The organism is Pseudomonas paraversuta, from assembly GCF_904067025.1.
In the GTDB taxonomy this organism is placed as follows: Bacteria; Pseudomonadota; Gammaproteobacteria; order Pseudomonadales; family Pseudomonadaceae; genus Aquipseudomonas; species Aquipseudomonas paraversuta.
Genome location: NZ_CAJFDA010000001.1, coordinates 1,633,097 through 1,656,146, shown reverse-complemented (window position 1 = coordinate 1,656,146; position 23,050 = coordinate 1,633,097). Strand labels below are relative to the sequence as shown.

At 57.6% G+C, this 23,050-nt stretch carries 20 protein-coding genes; 16 read left to right on the top strand and 4 right to left on the bottom strand.

Annotation, left to right across the window (positions count from 1 at the left end):
- Positions 1-8: 8 nt before the first annotated feature.
- Both lolA and JQ848_RS07790 read right to left on the bottom strand, forming a co-directional pair.
- Positions 9-632, bottom strand: a complete 624-nt coding sequence (lolA, locus tag JQ848_RS07795) for an outer membrane lipoprotein periplasmic chaperone LolA (protein WP_003447038.1) — start codon at positions 630-632, stop codon at positions 9-11.
- Positions 633-683: 51 nt separating this feature from the next.
- The gene (locus JQ848_RS07790; protein WP_177412945.1) at positions 684-3,131 is read right to left on the bottom strand and encodes a DNA translocase FtsK; all 2,448 of its coding nucleotides are present in this window, start codon (positions 3,129-3,131) and stop codon (positions 684-686) included.
- A 372-nt stretch (positions 3,132-3,503) separates the two neighbouring features.
- Between JQ848_RS07790 and aat the strand changes: the two genes are divergently transcribed.
- From aat to infA, 3 genes are all read left to right on the top strand, one after another.
- Complete coding sequence (gene aat / locus JQ848_RS07785) at positions 3,504-4,190, top strand: leucyl/phenylalanyl-tRNA--protein transferase (protein ID WP_003447034.1); 687 nt, start codon at positions 3,504-3,506, stop codon at positions 4,188-4,190.
- A 96-nt stretch (positions 4,191-4,286) separates the two neighbouring features.
- A complete protein-coding gene (locus JQ848_RS07780; protein ID WP_003447032.1) occupies positions 4,287-4,994 on the top strand; it encodes an arginyltransferase in 708 nt (235 codons plus the stop codon).
- Positions 4,995-5,092: 98 nt separating this feature from the next.
- A complete protein-coding gene (gene infA, locus JQ848_RS07775; RefSeq protein ID WP_002553999.1) occupies positions 5,093-5,311 on the top strand; it encodes a translation initiation factor IF-1 in 219 nt (72 codons plus the stop codon).
- A 157-nt stretch (positions 5,312-5,468) separates the two neighbouring features.
- Here infA and clpA read toward each other — a convergent pair whose 3' ends face one another.
- Positions 5,469-7,739: an ATP-dependent Clp protease ATP-binding subunit ClpA gene (gene clpA / locus JQ848_RS07770; RefSeq protein ID WP_003447030.1), complete on the bottom strand. Its 2,271-nt coding sequence runs from the start codon at positions 7,737-7,739 to the stop codon at positions 5,469-5,471.
- A 29-nt stretch (positions 7,740-7,768) separates the two neighbouring features.
- Complete coding sequence (gene clpS, locus JQ848_RS07765; protein ID WP_003447027.1) at positions 7,769-8,131, bottom strand: ATP-dependent Clp protease adapter ClpS; 363 nt, start codon at positions 8,129-8,131, stop codon at positions 7,769-7,771.
- Between the two features lie 225 nt (positions 8,132-8,356).
- Between clpS and JQ848_RS07760 the strand changes: the two genes are divergently transcribed.
- The 13 genes from JQ848_RS07760 (at position 8,357) to nuoC (ending at position 23,048) form a co-directional block, all read left to right on the top strand.
- Entirely contained in the window at positions 8,357-8,635 is a 279-nt protein-coding gene (locus JQ848_RS07760; protein ID WP_202211258.1) for a cold shock domain-containing protein, read from the top strand.
- 496 nt (positions 8,636-9,131) lie between these two features.
- Complete coding sequence (locus JQ848_RS07755; RefSeq protein ID WP_003447023.1) at positions 9,132-11,354, top strand: NADP-dependent isocitrate dehydrogenase; 2,223 nt, start codon at positions 9,132-9,134, stop codon at positions 11,352-11,354.
- A gap of 195 nt (positions 11,355-11,549) precedes the next feature.
- Positions 11,550-11,996 carry an NUDIX hydrolase gene (locus JQ848_RS07750; protein WP_003447021.1) on the top strand — a complete coding sequence of 149 codons (447 nt, stop codon included), beginning with the start codon at positions 11,550-11,552 and terminating at the stop codon, positions 11,994-11,996.
- 59 nt (positions 11,997-12,055) lie between these two features.
- Complete coding sequence (mnmA, locus tag JQ848_RS07745) at positions 12,056-13,189, top strand: tRNA 2-thiouridine(34) synthase MnmA (protein ID WP_003447019.1); 1,134 nt, start codon at positions 12,056-12,058, stop codon at positions 13,187-13,189.
- On the top strand, positions 13,186-13,809 hold the full coding sequence (hflD, locus tag JQ848_RS07740) for a high frequency lysogenization protein HflD (protein WP_003447017.1): 624 nt from the start codon (positions 13,186-13,188) through the stop codon (positions 13,807-13,809). Before mnmA ends, hflD begins: the two co-directional genes overlap by 4 nt.
- A 128-nt stretch (positions 13,810-13,937) precedes the next feature.
- Positions 13,938-15,308 (top strand): adenylosuccinate lyase, encoded by a 1,371-nt coding sequence (purB, locus tag JQ848_RS07735; protein ID WP_003447016.1) that lies wholly within the window; start codon positions 13,938-13,940, stop codon positions 15,306-15,308.
- Between the two features lie 83 nt (positions 15,309-15,391).
- The gene (locus JQ848_RS07730; RefSeq protein WP_003447014.1) at positions 15,392-16,558 is read left to right on the top strand and encodes a ribosomal protein uL16 3-hydroxylase; all 1,167 of its coding nucleotides are present in this window, start codon (positions 15,392-15,394) and stop codon (positions 16,556-16,558) included.
- Positions 16,551-16,973 carry a GNAT family N-acetyltransferase gene (locus JQ848_RS07725; RefSeq protein WP_003447004.1) on the top strand — a complete coding sequence of 141 codons (423 nt, stop codon included), beginning with the start codon at positions 16,551-16,553 and terminating at the stop codon, positions 16,971-16,973. The genes JQ848_RS07730 and JQ848_RS07725 overlap by 8 nt, the downstream gene beginning before the upstream one ends.
- A gap of 195 nt (positions 16,974-17,168) precedes the next feature.
- The gene (locus JQ848_RS07720) at positions 17,169-17,897 is read left to right on the top strand and encodes a secretin N-terminal domain-containing protein (RefSeq protein ID WP_003446993.1); all 729 of its coding nucleotides are present in this window, start codon (positions 17,169-17,171) and stop codon (positions 17,895-17,897) included.
- Between the two features lie 240 nt (positions 17,898-18,137).
- The gene (aceA, locus tag JQ848_RS07715) at positions 18,138-19,463 is read left to right on the top strand and encodes an isocitrate lyase (RefSeq protein ID WP_003446991.1); all 1,326 of its coding nucleotides are present in this window, start codon (positions 18,138-18,140) and stop codon (positions 19,461-19,463) included.
- A gap of 628 nt (positions 19,464-20,091) precedes the next feature.
- A complete protein-coding gene (locus JQ848_RS07710) occupies positions 20,092-20,505 on the top strand; it encodes an NADH-quinone oxidoreductase subunit A (RefSeq protein ID WP_003446990.1) in 414 nt (137 codons plus the stop codon).
- 10 nt (positions 20,506-20,515) lie between these two features.
- Entirely contained in the window at positions 20,516-21,190 is a 675-nt protein-coding gene (locus JQ848_RS07705) for a NuoB/complex I 20 kDa subunit family protein (protein WP_060691360.1), read from the top strand.
- A gap of 73 nt (positions 21,191-21,263) precedes the next feature.
- Positions 21,264-23,048, top strand: a complete 1,785-nt coding sequence (gene nuoC, locus JQ848_RS07700; protein WP_003446985.1) for an NADH-quinone oxidoreductase subunit C/D — start codon at positions 21,264-21,266, stop codon at positions 23,046-23,048.
- The last annotated feature ends 2 nt before the right edge of the window (positions 23,049-23,050 follow it).

Sequence of the window (23,050 nt, the reverse complement as noted above, 5' to 3'; positions counted from 1 at the left end):
GTCCGGGATTACTCCTGGATGACATCAGCCCCTTTCGGGATATCGAACTTGAATTTGGAGGCCGGGATAGGTTCGTTGGCCTTGACCCCGTTGAACAGGATGTCGGTACGCTGACCCACGCTGTCGACCAGGCGCATGTTGTTGATCACGCCCTTGCGGAAGGACAGGCTCAGCGAGTCGAACAACGTGTCTTTGGTCTTCGGCTTGAGCACGAAGTCGATGACTTCTCCGGCTTGCCTGGAGGAAATATCAAAGCTTTCGCTGATTTTCGACACATCGCCCGAGAGCAGCAAGGCCGGGGTCTGGGTCAGACGCTGATCAAGCTTCTTGATCGTCACCTGCTCCAGGTCCGGGTCCCACAGGGTCACTTTCTGACCATCGGAAATCATGGTCTGTTCTTGAGGCGCATCGGTATGCCAGTAGAACAGGCCCGGGCGTTGCAGCGCCATTTCACCTGCGGTCTCCTGCAACTGCGTGCCGCTGCCATCGAGGGTCATCTGCGAAAAACGGGCGGTCAGGGTTTTCGACTTTTCCAGAAGGTTGGTCAAACTCTGAACATCAGGCTGGGCAGCACTGGCCGAAAATGCAGTAAAGGCCAATACCGGCAGCAAAAGCATGCTGACAAAACGCATGGAAATCCTCATTGATTAGTTGAACGCTGCTCGCGAATGCCCGCAGGCAAATCAGTCGCGCATTGGGGCCGGCGCCAGCACTTCACGCGAGCCATTGGTATTCATTGACGTGACAACCCCGGCCATTTCCATGGACTCGATCATGCGAGCGGCCCGGTTATATCCAATTTTCAGCTTGCGCTGCACTGCAGAGATCGAGGCACGACGGCTTTCGAGTACAAACTGAACCGCCTCGTCATACAAGGCATCGGTTTCAGCGTCGTCACTGCCCTCACTGCTGCCGCCATCAAAGCCGCTACCCGGCTCTTCAACGCCGGCCAGGATGTCATCGTTGTAATCAGGGCTGCCACGCAGCTTCCAGGCTTCAACCACACGGTGCACTTCTTCGTCAGAGACGAACGCGCCGTGCACACGAATCGGCAGGCTGGTGCCGGGCGGCATGTAGAGCATGTCGCCATGGCCCAGCAGTTGTTCGGCACCACCCTGGTCGATAATGGTGCGCGAGTCGATCTTGCTCGACACCTGGAACGCCATACGGGTCGGAATGTTGGCCTTGATCAGACCGGTGATCACATCCACCGACGGACGCTGGGTGGCGAGGATCAGGTGAATACCCGCAGCCCGTGCTTTCTGGGCGATACGGGCGATCAGTTCTTCGACCTTCTTGCCGACGATCATCATCATGTCGGCAAATTCGTCGACCACCACCACGATGGTGGGCAACTTGACCAGCAGCGGCGCTTCGTCATGGATGCTTTCGCGCTTGTACAGCGGATCGGTCAGCGGCTCGCCGGCAGCCTCGGCATCCTTGATCTTCTGGTTGAAGCCCGCGAGGTTTCGCACCCCCATCTTGGCCATCAACTTGTAGCGCCGCTCCATCTCGGCAACGCTCCAGCGCAGGGCGTTAGCCGCATCTTTCATGTCCGTGACCACCGGACACAGCAAATGCGGAATGCCTTCATAGATCGACAGTTCAAGCATTTTCGGGTCGATCATGATCAGCTTGGCGTCTTCCGGGCCCGACTTGAACAAAATCGACAAAATCATGGCGTTCACGCCTACGGACTTACCGGAACCGGTGGTACCGGCCACCAGCAAGTGCGGCATCTTGGCCAGGTCGGTAATCACCGGTTTGCCACCAATATCGTGGCCCAACGCCAGGGTGACTGGAGACTTGGCGTCATCAAACTCGGGGGTCGACAGCACTTCAGAGAACCGCACGATCTGGCGGTCTTCGTTGGGGATTTCGATACCCACGGTGGTTTTGCCCGGAATGACTTCAACCACCCGTACGCTGGTCACCGCCAGCGAGCGCGCCAGGTCCTTGGCCAGGTTGGCAATGCGGCTGACCTTGACCCCGGCCGCCGGTTGAATTTCGTAACGGGTGATCACCGGGCCCGGGTGGATCGAATCCACCGACACTTCGACCCCGAATTCCTTGAGTTTGATTTCAAGCAGATGGCCTACAGCCGCCAGGGATTCAGGGGAGTAATTGAGTTGTTTCTTCTCGGCCGGGTCAAGAATAGAGATCGGCGGCAAGGTGCCTTCAACCGCGCTGTCTACAAACAACGGTGCCTGCTTCTCTTTTTGGACCCGCTTGCTCGGCTCGGGCACTTTGGCCGGCGCCGGAGCGATGACGGCCGGCACGTGTTTTTCACGCTCGGACATGTGCTTGGTCAATGCCTGTTCGCGCTCGATCAGGCGCTCCTTGGCCTTGGCCTGTTCACGCTTGTCGGACACGCTTGGGGCGACCACTTCACTGACCCGGGTGTCGACTTCACGCAACTGGGCAACAAGCTGTTTGCGCTCGTTGCGGTCCGACCACCAGCGATTGGCTGCGCCCTGGATCAGCTCGAACAGATCGAGGGTAATTTTACCGGTGACGTCCATGACCTTGAACCATGACAGGTCGGTGAACACCGTCAGCCCGAACAGGAACAACGCAATCAGCAGCAAGGTACTGCCCTGGATGTTCAGTGCGTTCTTGGCCAGATCACCCAGGCTTTCGCCCAGTGCACCGCCCGCGCCAGCCGGCAAACCTGCGGCCGAATGGAAGTGGATATGGGCCAGAGCTGCGCCCGAGAGCACCAGAAATATCAGACCTACCAGGCGCCACGAGAACAACAGGCCGCTCCACTGCCAGGGCTGATGCCGCTCACGGAAGATCTGCCAGGCCTTGATCGCCAGCAGCAACGGAAAGATGTAGGCAAAGTAACCGAGCACCATAAACAGGATGTCAGCGCTGTAGGAGCCCGCAGGTCCGCCGAAGTTCTGCACATCGACTACGCGGCTGTTATGGCTCCAGCCGGGATCGTCCTTGCCGTAGGTCAGCAAGGCCATGATCATGAACAGGCATAGGGCGCCAATAGCGATCAATGCACCTTCCTTGAGCCGGTAGTGCAATTGCTGACGCCAGAGAGGAACGGCTTTGGGTGCTGCTGCTGTGGATTTCTTCAAAACGGGTCTTTTCCTGCGCCTTTGGCGCGCCCAACTATTAATTGACTAAATTGACTGCAAAGTACTGCCCATATTGAGCAGGTGACAAGTTCCGACATGAAACTGACCAGCGCTGTACACAGCCTTGTACTATTACCCGCAGTAGTCTGCAGTGACATCCGTGCAGTCTAGATCAGCTCAAACAGGCGGGCCATTGTACGGGTTTAAGCCGCTGATGCCACGTGGCCTCAAGGCGCGGGCAAAATCGGCGCGCGACTGGCTGAGAAGCGCCAATTTGAGCATGTATTACCTTTTGTGACAAAGACTTATACCACCGTCAAAACAGAGCTTACATTTAACTGGCAGATCGACTGAGACCGCATTTGCGCGACAGAGTTGCAACCGCCCTCCCCTTCTCCCGCAAGACGGATTGCCATGCTGACCTGGTTAAAACGCGACACCCTGACATTCCCGCCGCTTACCAAAGCCATGCGCGAGCCCAACGGACTTTTGGCCGCGGGCGGCGATCTATCAGCCGACCGCCTGATCCAGGCCTACCGCCATGGCTGCTTTCCGTGGTTTTCCGAAGGCCAGCCCATTCTCTGGTGGTCGCCCGATCCGCGCACAGTGCTGTTCCCCGAGGAACTGCATGTATCCCGCAGCCTGGGGAAACTCTTGCGCCAGCAACGCTACCAGGTGAGCTTTGATCGTGACTTCGCAAGTGTCATCCAGGCCTGCGCCGCACCCCGCAGTTACGCGGATGGCACCTGGATCACCGACGACATGCAAAACGCCTACACCGAACTTCACGCCCGCGGGCACGCCCATTCGGTGGAGGTCTGGGATAACGGCACACTGGTCGGCGGCCTGTACGGCCTGGCAATGGGCCAGCTATTTTTTGGCGAGTCCATGTTCAGCCGGGCCGATAACGCTTCAAAATTCGGCTTTGCCACACTGGTCAGGCAACTCCAGGCCTGGGGTTTCGTGCTGATTGATTGCCAAATGCCGACCAATCATCTGGAAAGCCTGGGTGCACGCTCAATCCCGCGCCAACAGTTTGCCGACTACCTGCGCCAGCATCTGGACCAACCCTCAACCGCGGCGTGGGCCACACCTCTGTAGCCTCGTCGCTGGCTGCAGTTATTGCAGGCAGGGTTTTATAGGCGAGTTTTGCGCACTGGCTTACACTTAATTCAAAAGATTTCCCGAGGGCCCATCATGACCGAGCTGGCGCGTTTGAAGTTTTATGCCACTCAACCTCACGTTTGCAGCTACCTGCCCGATGAACAAGCCACCACGCTGTTCCTCGACCCCAGCCAGCCGATGGATGTGCAGGTCTATGCCGACTTGTCCGAAATGGGTTTCCGGCGCAGTGGTGATCACCTCTATCGTCCCCATTGCCTGAAATGCGATGCCTGCACCCCGGCGCGGATTCCTGTCGCGCGCTTTATGCCCAACCGCCAGCAAAAACGTATTTTCAAGCGTAATGCCGACCTGCAGGTGCAAGCGGTAAAACCCGGCTTCAGCGAAGAGAACTTTGGTCTGTATCAGCGCTATATCGAGCAGCGGCATGCCGATGGCGACATGTATCCACCGAGCCGCGACCAGTTTTCGACTTTTTTGGTACGCGACCTGCCGTTCTCTACATTCTACGAATTTCGCCTTGATGGACGCCTGTTGGCGGTCGCCGTGACCGACGTACTGCCCAACGGTTTATCGGCGGTCTATACCTTCTACGAACCTGCCGAAGAGCGCCGCAGTCTGGGGCGATACGGGATTCTCTGGCAGATCGCCGAAGCCAGGCGCCTGGGGCTGGATGCACTGTATTTGGGGTACTGGATCAAGAACTGCAAAAAGATGAATTACAAGACGGAATATCGGCCGATAGAGCTGCTGATAAATCAGCGATGGAGCACTGTTAACTGAACCCTTGGCTTAAACCCCATTTTTCGGGCACAATGCACGCCGCTTTTGCCTGGCGCAGTTGCACCGGGCCATTCATTGGACACCGAGGGCTTTACTGCATGTCGAAAGAAGACAGCTTCGAAATGGAAGGCACTGTCGTCGACACCCTGCCCAACACCATGTTTCGTGTGGAGTTGGAAAATGGGCACGTCGTAACCGCGCATATTTCCGGCAAGATGCGCAAGAACTACATTCGTATTCTTACCGGCGACAAAGTGCGCGTCGAGCTGACGCCCTATGACTTGAGCAAAGGGCGCATCACTTACCGCGCTCGTTAATCAAGTCAATACAAAACGCCCGGTTCTGCCGGGCGTTTTTGTGTGTCCGCGATTTGCCCCCCCTGCCGGAGCGAGCTGGCCTCGCGCCGCAACCTCCATAAACAGTCCACCCATAAAAAAAGCGCCTTTCGGCGCTTTTTTTTGCAGCAATGTCACATCAAGCCATTTCTACCGCAGTTTCAAACTCAAAGGTCAGCTCGCCGTCTTTCAGGTCGATATGTACCACACCGCCATGATCGGCCAGTTCACCAAAGAGAATCTCTTCAGCCAGCGGACGCTTGATCTTGTCCTGGATCAGACGCGCCATAGGGCGTGCACCCATCAACGCATCGTAGCCCCCAGCAGCCAACCAGCCACGAGCCTCGTCCGACACCACCAGTTGCACGTGCTTGTCATCCAGCTGCGCCTGCAACTCGGTGAGGAACTTGTCCACCACATGCTTGATAACCTCATGACTGAGGCGACCAAATTGAATAATGGTGTCCAGACGGTTACGGAACTCCGGAGTAAAGCTCTTCTTGATCGCTTCCATTGCATCGGAAGCATGATCCTGAATCGTGAACCCGATGGAAGCCCGCGAAGCCGTCTCGGCACCCGCATTGGTGGTCATGATCACGATCACGTTGCGGAAGTCGGCCTTGCGCCCGTTGTTATCGGTCAGCGTACCGTGGTCCATGACCTGCAGCAGCAGGTTAAAGACCTCAGGGTGAGCCTTCTCGATCTCATCGAGCAGCAGCACGCAATGCGGCTGCTTGGTGATGGCTTCCGTCAGCAAGCCGCCCTGATCGAAACCGACATACCCTGGAGGCGCACCGATCAGGCGCGACACGGTGTGACGCTCCATATACTCGGACATGTCGAAACGTACCAGTTCGATCCCCAAAGCCTTGGCCAGCTGGCGGGCAGCTTCGGTTTTACCAACCCCGGTCGGACCTGCGAACAGGAACGAGCCGACAGGCTTGTCAGGGGACTTGAGGCCGGCACGGGACAGCTTGATCGCCGTCGACAACGAATCAATAGCGGCTTCCTGACCGAATACGGTCATTCTCAGATCCCGCTCCAGGTTACGCAGCAGTTCCTTGTCTGAACTGGATACGTGCTTGGGAGGAATACGGGCGATTTTCGCAACGATATCTTCGACCTGCTCCACTTCGATGCGCTTTACACGCTTCTCCACCGGCTGCAGGCGCTGATATGCCCCTGCTTCGTCGATCACATCAATCGCCTTGTCCGGCATGTGCCGATCGTTGATGTAGCGCGAAGCCAGCTCAGCCGCCGCGCGCAAGGCCTCATCACTGTATTCGATACCGTGATGCTGCTCGAAACGGCCCTTGAGGCCACGCAGGATACCGATGGTGTCTTCAACCGAAGGCTCGGACACATCGACTTTCTGGAAGCGCCGCGCCAGTGCCCGGTCTTTTTCGAAGATCCCGCGAAACTCCTGGAACGTCGTCGAACCGATACAGCGGATATCACCCGAGGACAATAGCGGCTTAAGCAGGTTGGAGGCGTCCATAACGCCACCAGAGGCCGCGCCCGCACCAATGATGGTGTGGATTTCGTCGATAAACAAAATCGCATGCGGACGCTTTTTCAGTTCGCCGAGCAACGCCTTGAAACGCTTCTCGAAATCACCACGGTACTTGGTACCAGCCAGCAAGGCGCCGAGATCAAGGGAGTAGACGATGCTGTTAGCCAGCAAGTCCGGCACTTGATTGTCGACGATACGCTTGGCCAGACCTTCGGCAATTGCGGTTTTACCCACGCCGGCCTCACCGACCAGCAATGGGTTGTTTTTGCGACGACGCGCCAGGATCTGGGCGACACGCTCAACTTCCATTTCGCGCCCCACCAGAGGATCGATGCGGCCCTGGCGAGCCAGTTCATTCAAATTACTGGCATAGGCGTCCAGCGGATTGCTTGAGGACGACGATTCGCCACCCTCTTCGTCCTGCATGTCATTTTCGCCGTCGGAGTGATCGCCCTGCCCCGGGACCTTGGAAATGCCATGGGCAATGAAGTTGACCACATCAATACGCGCAACGCTCTGCTGCTTGAGCAGAAACACTGCCTGGCTTTCTTGTTCGCTAAAAATCGCAACCAGTACATTGGCACCCGTGACCTCACGTTTGCCAGAGCTTTGTACATGGAATACGGCACGCTGCAAGACGCGCTGGAAGCCCAGGGTTGGCTGGGTTTCGCGATCTTCATCGTGGGCAGGGATAAGGGGAGTCGTGGAATCAATAAACTCTTGCAGGTCATGCTTGAGTTTGTCGAGGTTTGCGCCACAGGCGCGTAGAACGGTTGCGGCCGCCTCATTATCCAAAAGCGCAAGAAGGAGGTGCTCAACCGTCATGAATTCATGACGTTTGGAGCGGGCTTCCTTGAAGGCCAGATTGAGGGTGACTTCGAGCTCGCGATTTAACATGGCTTCACCTCATACCCAAGTGGTCGGCGTTAACCGTCCTTCTCGATTTCACAGAGTAGCGGATGCTGACTTTCGCGTGCGTACTGGTTTACCTGCGCCGCCTTGGTCTCGGCAATGTCGCGGGTATAGATGCCGCACACAGCCCGTCCTTCTGTATGGACGGCCAGCATGACCTTGGTCGCCAATTCGCGATTCAAGTTAAAGAACACCTCAAGTATTTCTACAACGAAATCCATGGGTGTGTAGTCATCGTTAAACAAAACCACCTTGTACATCGGCGGCGCCTGGAGCGCAGGCTTAGCCTCTTGCACAGCCAAGCCAGCGGAGTCTTCGCCATCAAAATCGGGCTGATCCTGATTGAATGTTAGTCGAGTCTGGCTGATTGCATGCATGGAAAGAAAGGTTCGTCGTTGATCGATTACAGTGATGGAGGCAAACGTGTCAAATTTCAACAGCGCCGCCGCGTGACCTTGACTATCGGTAAAACGGTGTTACAACCAATGCAACCCACAGTGGGGAATAAAGGTCCGCGCAGTCAACCATATTTAGTGGTTCATGTGCGAGAGAACTGGATGATACTCCAGTGATGGAGTCGTTTGCAGCAGAGGGATATGAGTATGCAAGGCAAGGTCAAGTGGTTCAACAATGCCAAAGGCTTCGGCTTTATCAACACAGAGGCCAAGGAAGGCAAAGATGACGACGGTAACGAAATCGACTTTTTTGCCCACTTTTCCGCCATTCAGATGGACGGCTACAAGACACTCAAAGCCGGCCAACCCGTAAGCTTCGAAATTACCCAAGGCCCTAAAGGCCTGCATGCCGTGGCGATTACCGACGCCAAAGCCATTGCGCTTTCGCCAGTGACCGAACCAGAGGCCAGCGGCCTTCCGGCCTGACCCGCCAGCACACAACCTGCCACATAAAAAACCGGCCTGTTCGCCTACCCGAACCGGCCGGTTTTTTTTATGGCCGGGCACAATCAGGTTAAATCAGCGCGCAAAACCGATGCTCCACATTAATACCCTCGGTGTGACATTGTCCGGACAAGCCCGGAAACAAAGGACCAGGCACCAGCTACCGGCACATCGTACAATCCATTCTTAGACCAATGGATGATCTCCGATATTGCGCAGCCCTCGCAGGAACATTAGTGACCTATGTATACTGCGCCGGTGACCACGGAGTCACTCAGATACACCTACTGGAATGAGTCTTTCAGGCCTAGAAAGGCTGAGTCGTTACCCCGGCTCGACCGCTTGACGCTCTACTGATGCATTCACATCACCGCGAAGAACCTCGACTTTCGGCTCATTGTTCACTGTGAACGAAAGCGCCTACCCTGCGCATCTCGAGTATCTGAGCACGCTCAGCAAAGAAGAGAGTTAATCCGAAATGCCCAACCGTTCGAAGATCATCTATACCTTCACCGACGAAGCTCCGGCGCTCGCCACCTATTCACTGCTGCCTATCATCGAAGCCTTTACCGCTAGCGCTGATATCGCCGTTGAGACGCGCGACATCTCTCTGGCAGGCCGTATCCTTGCCAGCTTCCCCGAGCAATTGGGTGCCAAGGCTGTAGCAGACCACCTCGCCGAACTGGGCGCCCTGGCCGTTACACCTGAAGCCAACATCATCAAGCTGCCTAACATCAGCGCCTCGGTCCCGCAATTGCAGGCCGCGATCAAAGAACTGCAAGCGCAGGGCTTTGACATTCCGGATTACCCGGAGACCGTGACTACTGACGCTGAAAAAGAAATCAAAGCGCGTTACAGCAAAGTCATGGGCAGCGCCGTAAACCCGGTACTGCGCGAAGGCAACTCCGACCGCCGCGCACCGCTGTCGGTCAAGAACTATGCCCGCAAGCACCCGCATAAAATGGGCGCATGGAGTACCGACTCCAAATCCCACGTCGCTCACATGAGCGAAGGCGACTTCTATGGCAGCGAAAAGTCTGCCCTGATCGAAGCCCCGGGCAGCGTTAAAATCGAATTGATCGCTCAAGACGGCACCACCACCGTCCTGAAAGAGAAAACCGCGGTTCAGGCCGGCGAGATCATCGATTGCTCCGTAATGAGCAAAAAGGCATTGCGCGAGTTCATCGCGGCCGAAATCGAAGACGCCAAGAAAAAGGGCGTATTGTTCTCGGTTCACTTGAAAGCCACCATGATGAAGGTCTCCGACCCGATCATGTTTGGTCAGATCGTGGCTGAGTTCTACAAAGATGCGCTGGATAAACACGCTGACACCCTGAAAGAAATCGGCTTCAACCTGAACAACGGCATCGGCGACCTGTACGCTCGCATCAAGGCCCTGCCGGCCGAGAAGCAAGCTGAAATCGAAGCTGATATCCAGGCGGTGTACGCTGATCGCCCTGCGCTGGCGATGGTGAACTCCGACAAAGGCATCACCAACCTGCACGTACCGAGCGACGTCATCGTTGACGCCTCGATGCCGGCCATGATTCGTGATTCCGGCAAAATGTGGAACACCGAAGGCCAGCTGCAAGACACTAAAGCCGTGATCCCGGATCGCTGCTACGCCACCATCTACCAGGCGACCATCGAAGACTGCCAGAAGCACGGCGCCTTCGATCCAACCACCATGGGCAGCGTGCCAAACGTTGGCCTGATGGCGCAAAAAGCCGAAGAGTACGGCTCCCACGACAAAACCTTCCAGATCAAGACCCCTGGTGTAGTTCGGGTAACCGACAGCAACGGCAACGTGCTGATGGAACAAAAGGTTGAAGAAGGCGATATCTGGCGCATGTGCCAGGCCAAAGACGCGCCGATCCGTGACTGGGTGAAACTGGCCGTGAACCGTGCTCGTGCCAGCAACACTCCGGCCGTGTTCTGGCTCGATCCAAAGCGTAGCCACGACGCCGAAATGATCAAAAAGGTTGAAACCTACCTGAAGGATCACGACACCAGCGGCCTGGACATTCGCATCATGGCGCCGGTAGATGCCATGAAGTTCACCCTGGAACGCACCCGTGCGGGTCTGGACACCATTTCGGTGACCGGCAACGTACTGCGCGACTACCTGACCGACCTGTTCCCGATCATGGAACTGGGCACCAGCGCCAAAATGCTCTCGATCGTACCGCTGATGAATGGCGGCGGTCTGTTTGAAACCGGCGCAGGCGGTTCGGCTCCCAAGCACGTACAACAATTGCTGGAAGAAAACTTCCTGCGTTGGGACTCGCTGGGTGAGTTCCTGGCACTGGCTGCCTCCCTGGAGCACCTGGGCACAACCTACAACAACCCGAAAGCGTTGGTGTTGGCCAAGACCCTGGATCAGGCCACCGGCCAGTTCCTCGACAACAACAAGTCGCCATCGCGCAAAGTCGGCAATATCGACAACCGCGGTAGCCACTTCTACCTGGCGCTGTACTGGGCTCAAGCCCTGGCCGCCCAGACTGAAGACAAAGAACTGCAAGCGCAGTTCGCCCCTGTGGCAAAAGCCCTGGCCGAGAACGAGGCAAAAATTGTTGCCGAACTCAACGCCGTACAGGGCAAGCCGGTCGACATCGGTGGCTACTACCACGCCGACGCCGACAAGGTGAGCAAAGTAATGCGCCCTAGCGCCACGCTGAACGCGATCATCGCTTCCGCGTAAGGGCAACAGGCAACAACACAAACCCCGGCCCACGACGCCGGGGTTTGTGTTTTTGGGCCAATACAAACCCCATGGCAGCTGGCTTGGCGGCGACGCTCACCACACAGCATCTGACCTGCCGCACCAGCTGAGCGCTGGCTTGCAAGCTCCCACAGGATATATCCTGCCCCTCCCCGCACCCCATAGGGCCTACACATGGAATGGAAACCCCACATCACCGTCGCCACTGTCGTTGAAGACAATGGCCGTTTTCTGATGGTCGAAGAGCTCAAAGGCGAACGCGCCGTGCTCAACCAACCCGCAGGCCATCTTGATCCGAACGAAAGCCTGATCGACGCTGCAATCCGCGAAACCCTCGAAGAAACCGGCTACGACGTCGAACTTACCGGCGTGATCGGCATTTATTTGTACACCGCCCCCAGCAATGGCGTGACCTACCAGCGCGTGTGCTTTGCCGGCAAAGCGGTTAAACACCACCCCGACTACCAGCTGGATACCGGCATCATCGGCCCGCTATGGATGACCCGCGACGAGCTGATAGAGCAACGCCATCGCTGGCGCAGCGAGCTGAGTCTGCAGTGCATCGACGATTATCTGGACGGTAAACTGTTCGACCTGACGTTAATCCGCCCTTCGGTTTAGCCTTGAGCGCTCGGGCCTGCTAGAATCGCGTCCTTTTTCAAGACACTCATTGAAACCTTATGCGTGATCCAGCCTTAGTCGCCCCCGAAAAACAGCGCGTCATCGTCGGCATGTCCGGCGGTGTCGATTCTTCCGTTTCCGCCGTTCTGCTCATGGAGCAGGGCTACCAGGTGGAAGGCCTGTTCATGAAGAACTGGGAGGAAGACGACGGAACGGATTACTGCACCGCCATGGATGACCTGGCTGACGCCCAGGCCGTGTGCGACAAAATCGGCATCAAGCTGCACACCGCCAACTTTGCCGCCGAGTACTGGGACAACGTGTTCGAGCACTTCCTGGCCGAATACAAGGCCGGACGTACGCCGAACCCGGACATCCTGTGCAACCGTGAAATCAAGTTCAAGGCGTTCCTCGACTACGCCGTGATGCTGGGTGCCGATCTGATCGCTACCGGCCACTATGTGCGCCGTCGCGATATTGACGGCCGCACCGAGCTGCTCAAGGGCCTGGACCCGAACAAGGACCAGAGCTATTTCCTGCATGCCGTAGGCGGCGAACAAATCGCCAAGACCCTGTTCCCGGTCGGCGAACTGGAAAAGCCCGAAGTGCGCAAGATTGCTGAAAAGCACGATCTGGCCACCGCGAAGAAAAAGGACTCCACCGGGATCTGCTTTATCGGCGAGCGCCGCTTCAGCGACTTCCTCAAGCAATACCTGCCGGCACAACCGGGCGAGATCAAAAATACCGAAGGTGAAGTCATAGGCCGCCACCACGGCCTGATGTACCACACCATCGGCCAGCGCCAGGGCCTGGGCATCGGCGGCCTCAAAGACGCCAGTGACGAGCCGTGGTACGTGCTGATCAAAGACCTTGAGCATAACGAGCTGATCGTCGGCCAGGGCAACGATCACCCGTGGCTGTTTTCCCGCGCCCTGCTCGCCTCCGAAATTTACTGGGTCAACCCAATCGACCTGAGCAGCCCGTTGCGCCTGACCGCCAAGGTCCGCTATCGCCAGAGCGACCAGCCTTGCACGCTGGAAAAGACCGCTACCGGCTATCGCGCCACCTTCGATGATCCGCAACGCGCCGTCACCCCCGGCCAGTCCGTGGTGTTTTACGACGGCGAAGTGTGCCTGGGCGGTGGCGTAATTGAAGTTGCCGAACCCTGGACCAGCAAGGACAGCCGCGCATGAACCCCACTCAGGAGCAACTGATAGCCTTGGGCGGTGTGTTCCTCGCTGCAGTACTGGTGGACAAAATCGCCAAAACCGGCCAGGTCAGCGAAGCTGACTTGAGCTGCATGCTTGGCAGCCTGTTGATTCGCGACCCCAAGGACACGCTCGAAGTCTACGGTGGTGACGACATCAATCTGCGTGAAGGCTACCGGGCCCTGATCGGCGCCCTTGAACGCGACCCCAATACACTGCAGCGCGAGCCCTTGCGCTACGCCCTGTCGATGCTCGGCCTGGAGCGACAACTGGCCAAGCGTGAAGACATGCTGGAACTGATCGGCAAACGTCTGCCGCAGATCCAGTCACAGGTCGAACACTTCGGCCCGGCCCACGAAAACGTGGTGGCCGCCTGTGGCGCGCTGTACCAGGACACCCTGAGCACGCTGCGCCAGCGCATTCAGGTGCACGGTGACATGCGCAATCTGCAACAGCCGAACAACGCCGCAAAAATTCGCGCCCTGCTGCTGGCCGGTATCCGTTCAGCGCGGCTTTGGCGTCAATTGGGTGGCCATCGCTGGCAGCTGGTAATCAGCCGTCGCAAGCTGCTCAAAGAGCTTTACCCGATGCTGCGCGGAAACTGAAACACGCCAGCAGGCACACTTTGTAACGTCGATATGCGTATGACGCCGGTCAGTTGGCAACGGACCGGCCGTTTTTTTCATGTATGATACGCGCCCCATTTCGTTGCCCGACTGTCCGAGAACACCCCATGCAGCTTTCTTCGCTCACTGCGGTTTCCCCTGTTGACGGCCGCTACGCCGGCAAAACCCAGGCCCTGCGCCCAATTTTCAGCGAATACGGCTTGATCCGTGCTCGCGTTCTGGTTGAAGTCCGCTGGCTCCAGCGCCTGGCTGCTCACGCCGCCATCCCTGAAGTCCCGGCGTTCTCCGCCGAAGCCAACGCCGTTCTGAATGAACTGGCCGAAAACTTCTCTCTGGAACACGCCGAGCGCGTCAAAGAGATCGAGCGCACCACCAACCACGACGTCAAAGCCATTGAGTACCTGCTCAAGGAACAGGCTGCCAAGCTGCCAGAGCTGGCCAACGTCAGTGAATTCATCCACTTTGCCTGCACCAGCGAGGACATCAACAACCTGTCCCACGCACTGATGCTGCGCGAAGGTCGTGATGACGTGATGCTGCCTCTGATGCGCCAGACCGCAGAAGCCATCCGCGAACTGGCAATCAAGTTCGCCGACGTGCCTATGCTGTCGCGCACCCACGGCCAACCGGCTTCGCCGACCACTCTGGGCAAAGAGCTGGCCAACGTGGTTTACCGTCTGGAGCGTCAAATCGCCCAGGTGGCCGCAGTCCCGCTGCTGGGCAAAATCAACGGCGCCGTGGGCAACTACAACGCCCACCTGTCGGCCTACCCGCAGATCGACTGGGAAGCCAATGCCCGCGCCTTCATCGAAGACGAACTGGGCCTGGGCTTCAACCCGTACACCACGCAGATCGAGCCGCACGACTACATCGCCGAGCTGTTCGACGCCATCGCTCGCTTCAACACCATCCTGATCGACTTCGATCGCGATATCTGGGGCTACATCTCCCTGGGCTACTTCAAGCAGCGCACCATCGCCGGCGAAATCGGTTCCTCGACCATGCCGCACAAGGTCAACCCGATCGACTTCGAAAACTCCGAAGGCAACCTGGGTATCGCCAACGCGCTGTTCCAGCACCTGGCCAGCAAATTGCCAATTTCCCGCTGGCAGCGCGACCTGACCGACTCCACCGTACTGCGCAACCTCGGCGTGGGCTTTGCTCACAGCGTGATCGCGTACGAAGCCAGCCTCAAAGGCATCAGCAAGCTTGAGCTTAACGCTCAGAAAATCGCTGCTGACCTGGACGCCTGCTGGGAAGTCCTGGCCGAGCCGATCCAGACCGTAATGCGCCGCTACAACATTGAAAACCCGTACGAGAAGCTCAAAGAGCTGACCCGCGGCAAGGGCATCAGCCCAGAAGCACTGCAAACCTTCATCGACGGCCTTGAAATGCCGCAAGCAGCCAAAGCCGAGCTGAAACTGCTGACGCCAGCCAACTACATTGGCAACGCGATCGAACAGGCCAAGCGCATCTGACCGCTGCAACGACCTACTAACGCCCGGCCGTGCCGGGCGTTTTTATTCCCGATTACAAAGCGCAATTTTTCAATAGGTTACACATGAATCCTGATATTCCTCTTCAACTTCTGGGCGGCATCACTGCGCGGGAATTCCTGCGCGACTACTGGCAGAAGAAACCCTTGCTGATCCGTCAGGCCATACCTGACTTCGAAAGCCCGATCGACGCCGACGAACTGGCCGGCCTGGCACTTGAAGAAGAAGTCGAATCACGCCTGGTCATCGAACACGGCGAGCGCCCATGGGAATTGCGCCGCGGCCCGTTCGCCGAGGACGAGTTCGGCAAACTGCCAGAACGTGAGTGGACCTTGCTGGTGCAGGCGGTCGATCAGTTCGTGCCTGAAGTCGGCGAACTGCTGGAAAACTTCCGCTTCCTGCCAAGCTGGCGTATCGACGACGTGATGATCAGCTATGCCGCCCCGGGTGGCAGCGTTGGTCCGCATTTCGACAACTACGACGTGTTCTTGCTGCAAGGCCACGGCAAGCGCCACTGGCAGATCGGCCAGATGTGCGATTCCGAAAGCAAACTGCTGGAACACGCCGACCTGCGCATCCTGGCCGATTTCCAGGCCACCGACGAGTGGACCCTGGAGCCGGGCGACATGCTGTACCTGCCTCCGCGCCTGGCCCATTGCGGCGTGGCCGTGGATGACTGCCTGACCTATTCGGTAGGTTTCCGCGCCCCAAGCGCAGCTGAAGTGCTGACCCACTTCACCGACTTCCTCAGCCAGTACCTGCCGGACGAAGAACGCTATACCGATGCCGACGCGCAGCCGGTCAGCGATCCGCACCAGATCCAGCACGACGCACTGGATCGCCTGAAGGGCTTGCTGGCCGAGCACATGAGCGATGAGCGCATGCTGTTGACCTGGTTCGGCCAGTTCATGACCGAACCGCGCTATCCGGAACTCGTTACCGGGCCGGAGCTCGAAGAAGAAGACCTGCTGGGCAGCCTGGAACAGGGCGCGGTCCTGATCCGCAACCCGAGCGCCCGCCTGGCCTGGTCCGAAGTCGATGAAGACCTGCTGCTGTTCGCCAGCGGTCAAAGCCGCCTGCTGCCGGGCAAGCTGCGCGAACTGCTGAAAATGATCTGTGCCGCCGATGCACTGCACAGTGACAACCTCGGCCCATGGCTGGCCGATGAAGACGGACGCAACCTGCTCTGCGAGCTGGTTAAACAAGGAAGCCTGGGGTTCGCCGATGAATAAGATTCACGTACGTGTCGCCAACTGGCAAAAGGACAACGCCGAACTTCGACGCATTCGTGAAGCGGTGTTTATTGCCGAACAACATGTACCGCCCGAGCTGGAGTGGGACGCAGACGATGCCGACGCAGTGCATTTTCTGGCCTATGAAGGCGACTTTCCGATTGGTACCGCCAGGCTCTTGCCTGACGGCCATATCGGCCGGGTTTCAGTGCTCAAGGACTGGCGCGGTCTGAAAGTCGGTGATGCGCTGATGCAGGCAACCATCAACGAAGCTGAAAAGCGCGGCCTGAAGCAACAAATGCTCAGTGCCCAGGTGCACGCCACGCCGTTCTACGAGCGACTGGGCTTCAAGATCGTCAGCGAGGAGTTCCTGGAAGCAGGTATTCCCCACGTTGATATGGTGCGCGCGGGCTGATGCTCGCCCTGTGGGGGCGGGCTTGCCCGCGATAGCAGCGCCTCGTTCCGAGCCATGGAACGGGCCATCCCAACCGCCGGCAAGCCGGCTCCCGCAAAAGATCCAGCCAAACGCCCTGCCATCTTCGGATCGCAGGGCGTTTTGCTATCTGGCACACTCGCTCCATGCCTTTTCAGCATTGCGGAGATAACGGACATGTCCCTACGCGCCATCATCGCCAGCCTGGCACTGTTGTGCAGCATCAGCGCCCTGGCCGATACCCAGGTCATCACCCTGCAGAACCGCACCAGCACCGACCTGCTGCCCATCGCACAGAACTTTATCGGTAAAAACGGCAAAGTCAGCGCCTACGGCAATCAATTGATCGTCGAGGCCTCTGCCTCAAAAATCAAAAACCTCGAAGACCTGCTTGCGCAACTCGACAAGCCAGCCAGGCGCCTGCTGATCACCGTGGATACCAGCGACAACAACCTGCCTGACGCCAGCAGCTCAACACGGGTAATCAGCACGGCCAGTCGCAATGGCGGCACCCAGCAGATCCAGGCCACCGAAGGGGTGCCTGCGTTTATCCAGAGCGGCCAGAGCGTGCCACTCACCAGCACGCAGACAGACGCGTATGGACGACTGCTGACGCAAACCGAATACCGGGATGTCACCCGGGGTTTCTACGTGACCGCCACTGTCACAGGTGAAACGGTACACCTGGCGATCAACGCCAACCGCGACCGCATGAGCCAGGAACAGCCGGATGTAGTGAACATTCAAAATACCGACACACAAGTCAGCGGCCCGCTGGGTCAGTGGATCACCCTCGCCGGCAGCAATAGCCGGAATATGGCCGGCCAGCAGGCTGGAACCCGCACCTACTCTACCCAGGGAACGGATGACATGACCTTGCGGGTCAAAGTAGACGCTCTCGACTAAAAGGCCCGAAACTGACCGGCAAGTCGTTTTTTCGGCAATTATGTAGTGCCTTGAAAAAAGCACTACAAAACATTTGACGACGTAAAAATGCAGAGGCATGATGGCCCCGCTCCCGCTGATCAGAGGCCCCCAAATGGCTCTGAGTCTGTAGCGAGTAGCCATTCACGCTTAACAACATTGTTGTGTGCCTGGTGGAGCAACTACTTTTCAACCCAGACCTATGCGACGAGGTTTATCTCCATGGCACTGACACGCGAACAGCAAATTGCAGCCCTTGAAAAAGACTGGGCCGAAAATCCACGCTGGAAAGGCGTGACTCGCGATTACTCCGCTGCTGACGTGGTCCGCCTGCGCGGCTCGGTTCAACCCGAGCACACCTTCGCAAAAATGGGCGCTGACAAGCTGTGGAAACTGGTGACACAGGGCGCACACCCGTCCTTCCGTCCCGAGAAAGATTTCGTCAACTGCATGGGCGCCCTGACCGGGGGCCAGGCAGTACAACAGGTCAAGGCCGGCATCCAGGCTATCTACCTGTCGGGCTGGCAAGTGGCAGCAGACAACAACTCTGCTGAATCCATGTACCCCGATCAGTCGCTGTACCCGGTGGACTCGGTCCCAACCGTGGTCAAGCGCATCAACAACTCATTCCGTCGCGCCGACCAGATCCAGTGGAAAGCCGGCAAAAACCCGGGCGACCAGGGTTACATCGACTACTTCGCACCGATCGTGGCTGACGCCGAAGCCGGTTTCGGCGGCGTGCTGAACGCTTACGAACTGATGAAGAGCATGATCGAAGCAGGCGCCGCCGGCGTTCACTTCGAAGACCAGCTGGCTTCGGTTAAAAAATGCGGACACATGGGCGGCAAGGTTCTGGTGCCTACCCAGGAAGCCGTGCAAAAACTGACCGCAGCCCGTCTGGCTGCAGACGTTGCCGGCACACCGACCATCATCCTGGCCCGCACCGACGCCAACGCAGCAGATCTGCTGACCTCTGACTGCGACCCGTACGACCAGCCATTCGTCACCGGCGAGCGGACCAAGGAAGGCTTCTACAAAGTACGTGCCGGCCTGGACCAGGCTATCGCCCGCGGTCTGGCTTACGCACCGTATGCCGATCTGATCTGGTGCGAGACTGCCAAACCGGATCTGGACGAAGCCCGTCGCTTTGCCGAAGCGATCAAAAAGGAATATCCGGACCAGCTGCTGTCGTACAACTGCTCGCCGTCCTTCAACTGGAAGAAGAACCTGGACGACGCGACCATCGCCAAGTTCCAGCGCGAACTGTCAGCCATGGGCTACAAGCACCAGTTCATCACCCTGGCCGGCATCCACAACATGTGGCACAGCATGTTCAACCTGGCACACGACTATGCCCGCAACGACATGACCGCCTACGTGAAGCTGCAGGAGCAGGAGTTCGCTGACGCCGCCAAAGGCTACACCTTTGTGGCGCACCAGCAGGAAGTGGGCACTGGCTACTTCGACGACATGACCACCGTGATTCAAGGCGGCTCGTCCTCAGTAACCGCCCTCACCGGGTCTACTGAAGAAGAACAGTTCCACTGATTGCCAGCCGAAAAACGAAACAGGGACATTGCCTGACCTGCCGAGAAAAACACGCAATGCCTTGAACATGACGCCCCGACTGGTTCGGGGCTTTTTTTGCTGACCATTAATCCGCAGAAGCTGGCTGGCCGGCGACAGCCTCAATGCCTCCTTGCGGCACGACAGCGTCACTGGCAAGCCAGCACCTGCACCGAGCCCATGCAGCGTCACCTTTTGAATCGACGAAAAACTGATCCAGGTCCATACCCGGAAACAAGAATCAGGTAAAAAGCCAAGTCCGGAACTTGCATCCGGTACATATATAAGCCAACTTCCACACACCCCCGCAGCGGAGTCCTCACAGACAAGCGCTTAAACGATATTAATTATCATTTAGAGTTGCTTTTGTTGATTGGTTGCCCCACCAAACATAATCACCAAAACACGCTGCAATGCCCGTACAACGTGGCCTGGACAGTCTTTATGGATGTCTCTACCACTAAAGGATTGAATTAATTCATCTTAGAAAATTTACTTGCCGGGTGTTTAGCCATAAAATCCCGGCCATCAATAGCGCTGCGACATATCGTCACTGCTTTATTTCTTTTTTAAGCTCAGAGACCTTTGCTCTCTGTTAAGGATTACCAGCATGCCCGAAGCGACAGGACTCATAGCCCACAACTGGGGCTTTGCCATTTTCCTTCTCGGTGTTGTCGGCCTTTGTGCCTTCATGCTCGGCGTCTCCAGCCTCCTCGGGTCAAAAGCCTGGGGGCGCAGCAAAAACGAACCGTTCGAGTCGGGCATGCTACCTACCGGTGGCGCCCGCTTGCGGCTCTCAGCCAAATTCTATCTGGTCGCGATGCTGTTCGTGATCTTCGATATCGAAGCCCTTTTTCTCTTTGCCTGGTCTGTGTCTGTTCGCGAAAGCGGCTGGACCGGATTCGTCGAAGCTCTCGTTTTCATAGCAATTCTGTTGGCAGGCCTTGTCTACCTATTTCGGGTGGGTGCTCTTGATTGGGCACCGGAAGCTCGTCGTAAGCGGCAGGCCAAGCTGAAACAATGAGGCTTTGGCGATGCAATACGAACTCACCAGGATCGACCCGGATGCTCCTAACGAGCAGTACCCGATCGGCGAACGGGAAACCGTTTCCGATCCGTTAGAAGATCAAGTCCACAAAAACATCTTCATGGGCAAGCTTGAGGACGTACTGAACAATACGGTCAATTGGGGACGTAAGAACTCCCTGTGGCCGTACAACTTCGGTCTGTCCTGCTGCTACGTGGAGATGACCACCGCCTTCACGGCGCCCCACGACATCGCGCGCTTTGGCGCCGAAGTTATCCGGGCATCGCCGCGTCAGGCGGATTTCATGGTTATTGCCGGTACCTGCTTCATCAAGATGGCGCCGATCATTCAGCGTCTCTATGAGCAAATGCTTGAGCCTAAATGGGTTATTTCCATGGGTTCTTGCGCCAACTCCGGTGGCATGTACGACATTTACTCCGTGGTTCAAGGGGTCGACAAGTTCCTGCCCGTGGACGTTTACGTGCCTGGCTGCCCACCCCGCCCAGAGGCTTTTCTGCAGGGCTTGATGCTCTTGCAAGAGTCGATTGGCCAGGAGCGTCGCCCACTTTCCTGGGTTGTCGGCGAACAAGGCGTTTATCGCGCCGAGATGCCGTCACAAAAGGAACAGCGCCGTGAACAGCGTATTCAGGTGACCAACCTGCGCAGCCCCGACGAAGTCTGATCCAGCTCTGCTTCTTTAATAGAACGAGACACTGGCTTCATTCTTTACGTTGACCGAAAGCGATAAAAAAACCATGACTACAGGCTCCGCTCTGTACATCCCGCCTTATAAGGCTGACGACCAAGATGTGGTTGTCGAACTGAACACCCGTTTTGGCCCCGAGGCATTCACTGCCCAGGCCACGCGCACCGGCATGCCGGTGCTTTGGGTTACCCGCGCAAAACTGGTTGAAGTACTGACCTTCCTGCGCAACCTGCCAAAACCTTACGTCATGCTCTACGACTTGCACGGTGTGGACGAACGTCTGCGCACCAAGCGTCAGGGCCTGCCATCGGGTGCCGACTTCACCGTCTTCTATCACCTGATGTCGCTTGAACGTAACAGCGACGTCATGATCAAGGTGGCGCTGTCCGAAAGTGACCTGAGCGTGCCGACCATCACCGGTATCTGGCCGAACGCCAACTGGTACGAGCGTGAAGTCTGGGACATGTTCGGTATCGACTTCAAAGGCCACCCGCACCTGTCGCGCATCATGATGCCGCCGACCTGGGAAGGTCACCCGCTGCGCAAGGACTTCCCGGCCCGGGCCACTGAGTTCGATCCGTACAGCCTGACCCTGGCCAAGGTTCAGCTGGAAGAAGAAGCCGCCCGTTTCAAACCCGAAGACTGGGGCATGAAGCGTTCCGGGGAAAACGAGGACTACATGTTCCTCAACCTCGGCCCCAACCACCCTTCTGCTCACGGTGCCTTCCGCATCATTCTGCAGCTGGACGGTGAAGAGATCGTCGACTGCGTGCCAGACGTCGGCTACCACCACCGTGGTGCCGAAAAAATGGCCGAGCGCCAGTCCTGGCACAGCTTCATCCCGTACACCGACCGTATCGACTACCTCGGCGGCGTGATGAACAACCTGCCGTACGTGCTGTCGGTCGAGAAGCTGGCGGGCATCAAGGTACCGGATCGGGTAGACACCATCCGCATCATGATGGCCGAGTTCTTCCGTATCACCAGCCACCTGCTGTTCCTGGGGACATACATCCAGGACGTGGGCGCAATGACCCCGGTGTTCTTCACGTTTACCGACCGTCAGCGCGCATACAAGGTGATCGAAGCCATCACCGGCTTCCGTCTGCACCCGGCCTGGTACCGCATCGGCGGTGTTGCCCACGACCTGCCGAACGGTTGGGAACGCCTGGTCAAGGAATTCATCGACTGGATGCCCAAGCGTCTGGACGAGTACCAGAAAGCCGCTCTGGACAACAGCATCCTGCGTGGCCGTACGATCGGCGTCGCCGCCTACAACACCAAAGAGGCCCTGGAATGGGGCGTCACCGGTGCCGGCCTGCGTTCGACCGGTTGCGATTTCGACCTGCGCAAGGCGCGTCCGTATTCCGGCTACGAGAACTTCGAGTTTGAAGTTCCGCTGGCGGCCAACGGCGATGCCTACGACCGCTGCATCGTGCGCGTCGAAGAAATGCGCCAGAGCCTGAAAATCATCGAGCAGTGCATGCGCAACATGCCGGCCGGGCCGTACAAGGCGGATCACCCGCTGACCACGCCGCCGCCTAAAGAGCGCACGCTGCAGCACATCGAGACCTTGATCACGCACTTCCTGCAAGTTTCGTGGGGCCCGGTAATGCCGGCCAACGAATCCTTCCAGATGATCGAAGCGACCAAGGGCATCAACAGTTATTACCTGACGAGCGATGGCGGCACCATGAGCTACCGCACCCGGATTCGCACCCCAAGCTTCCCGCACCTGCAGCAGATCCCTTCGGTGATCAAAGGCGAAATGGTCGCGGACTTGATTGCGTACCTGGGTAGTATCGATTTCGTTATGGCCGACGTGGACCGCTAAGC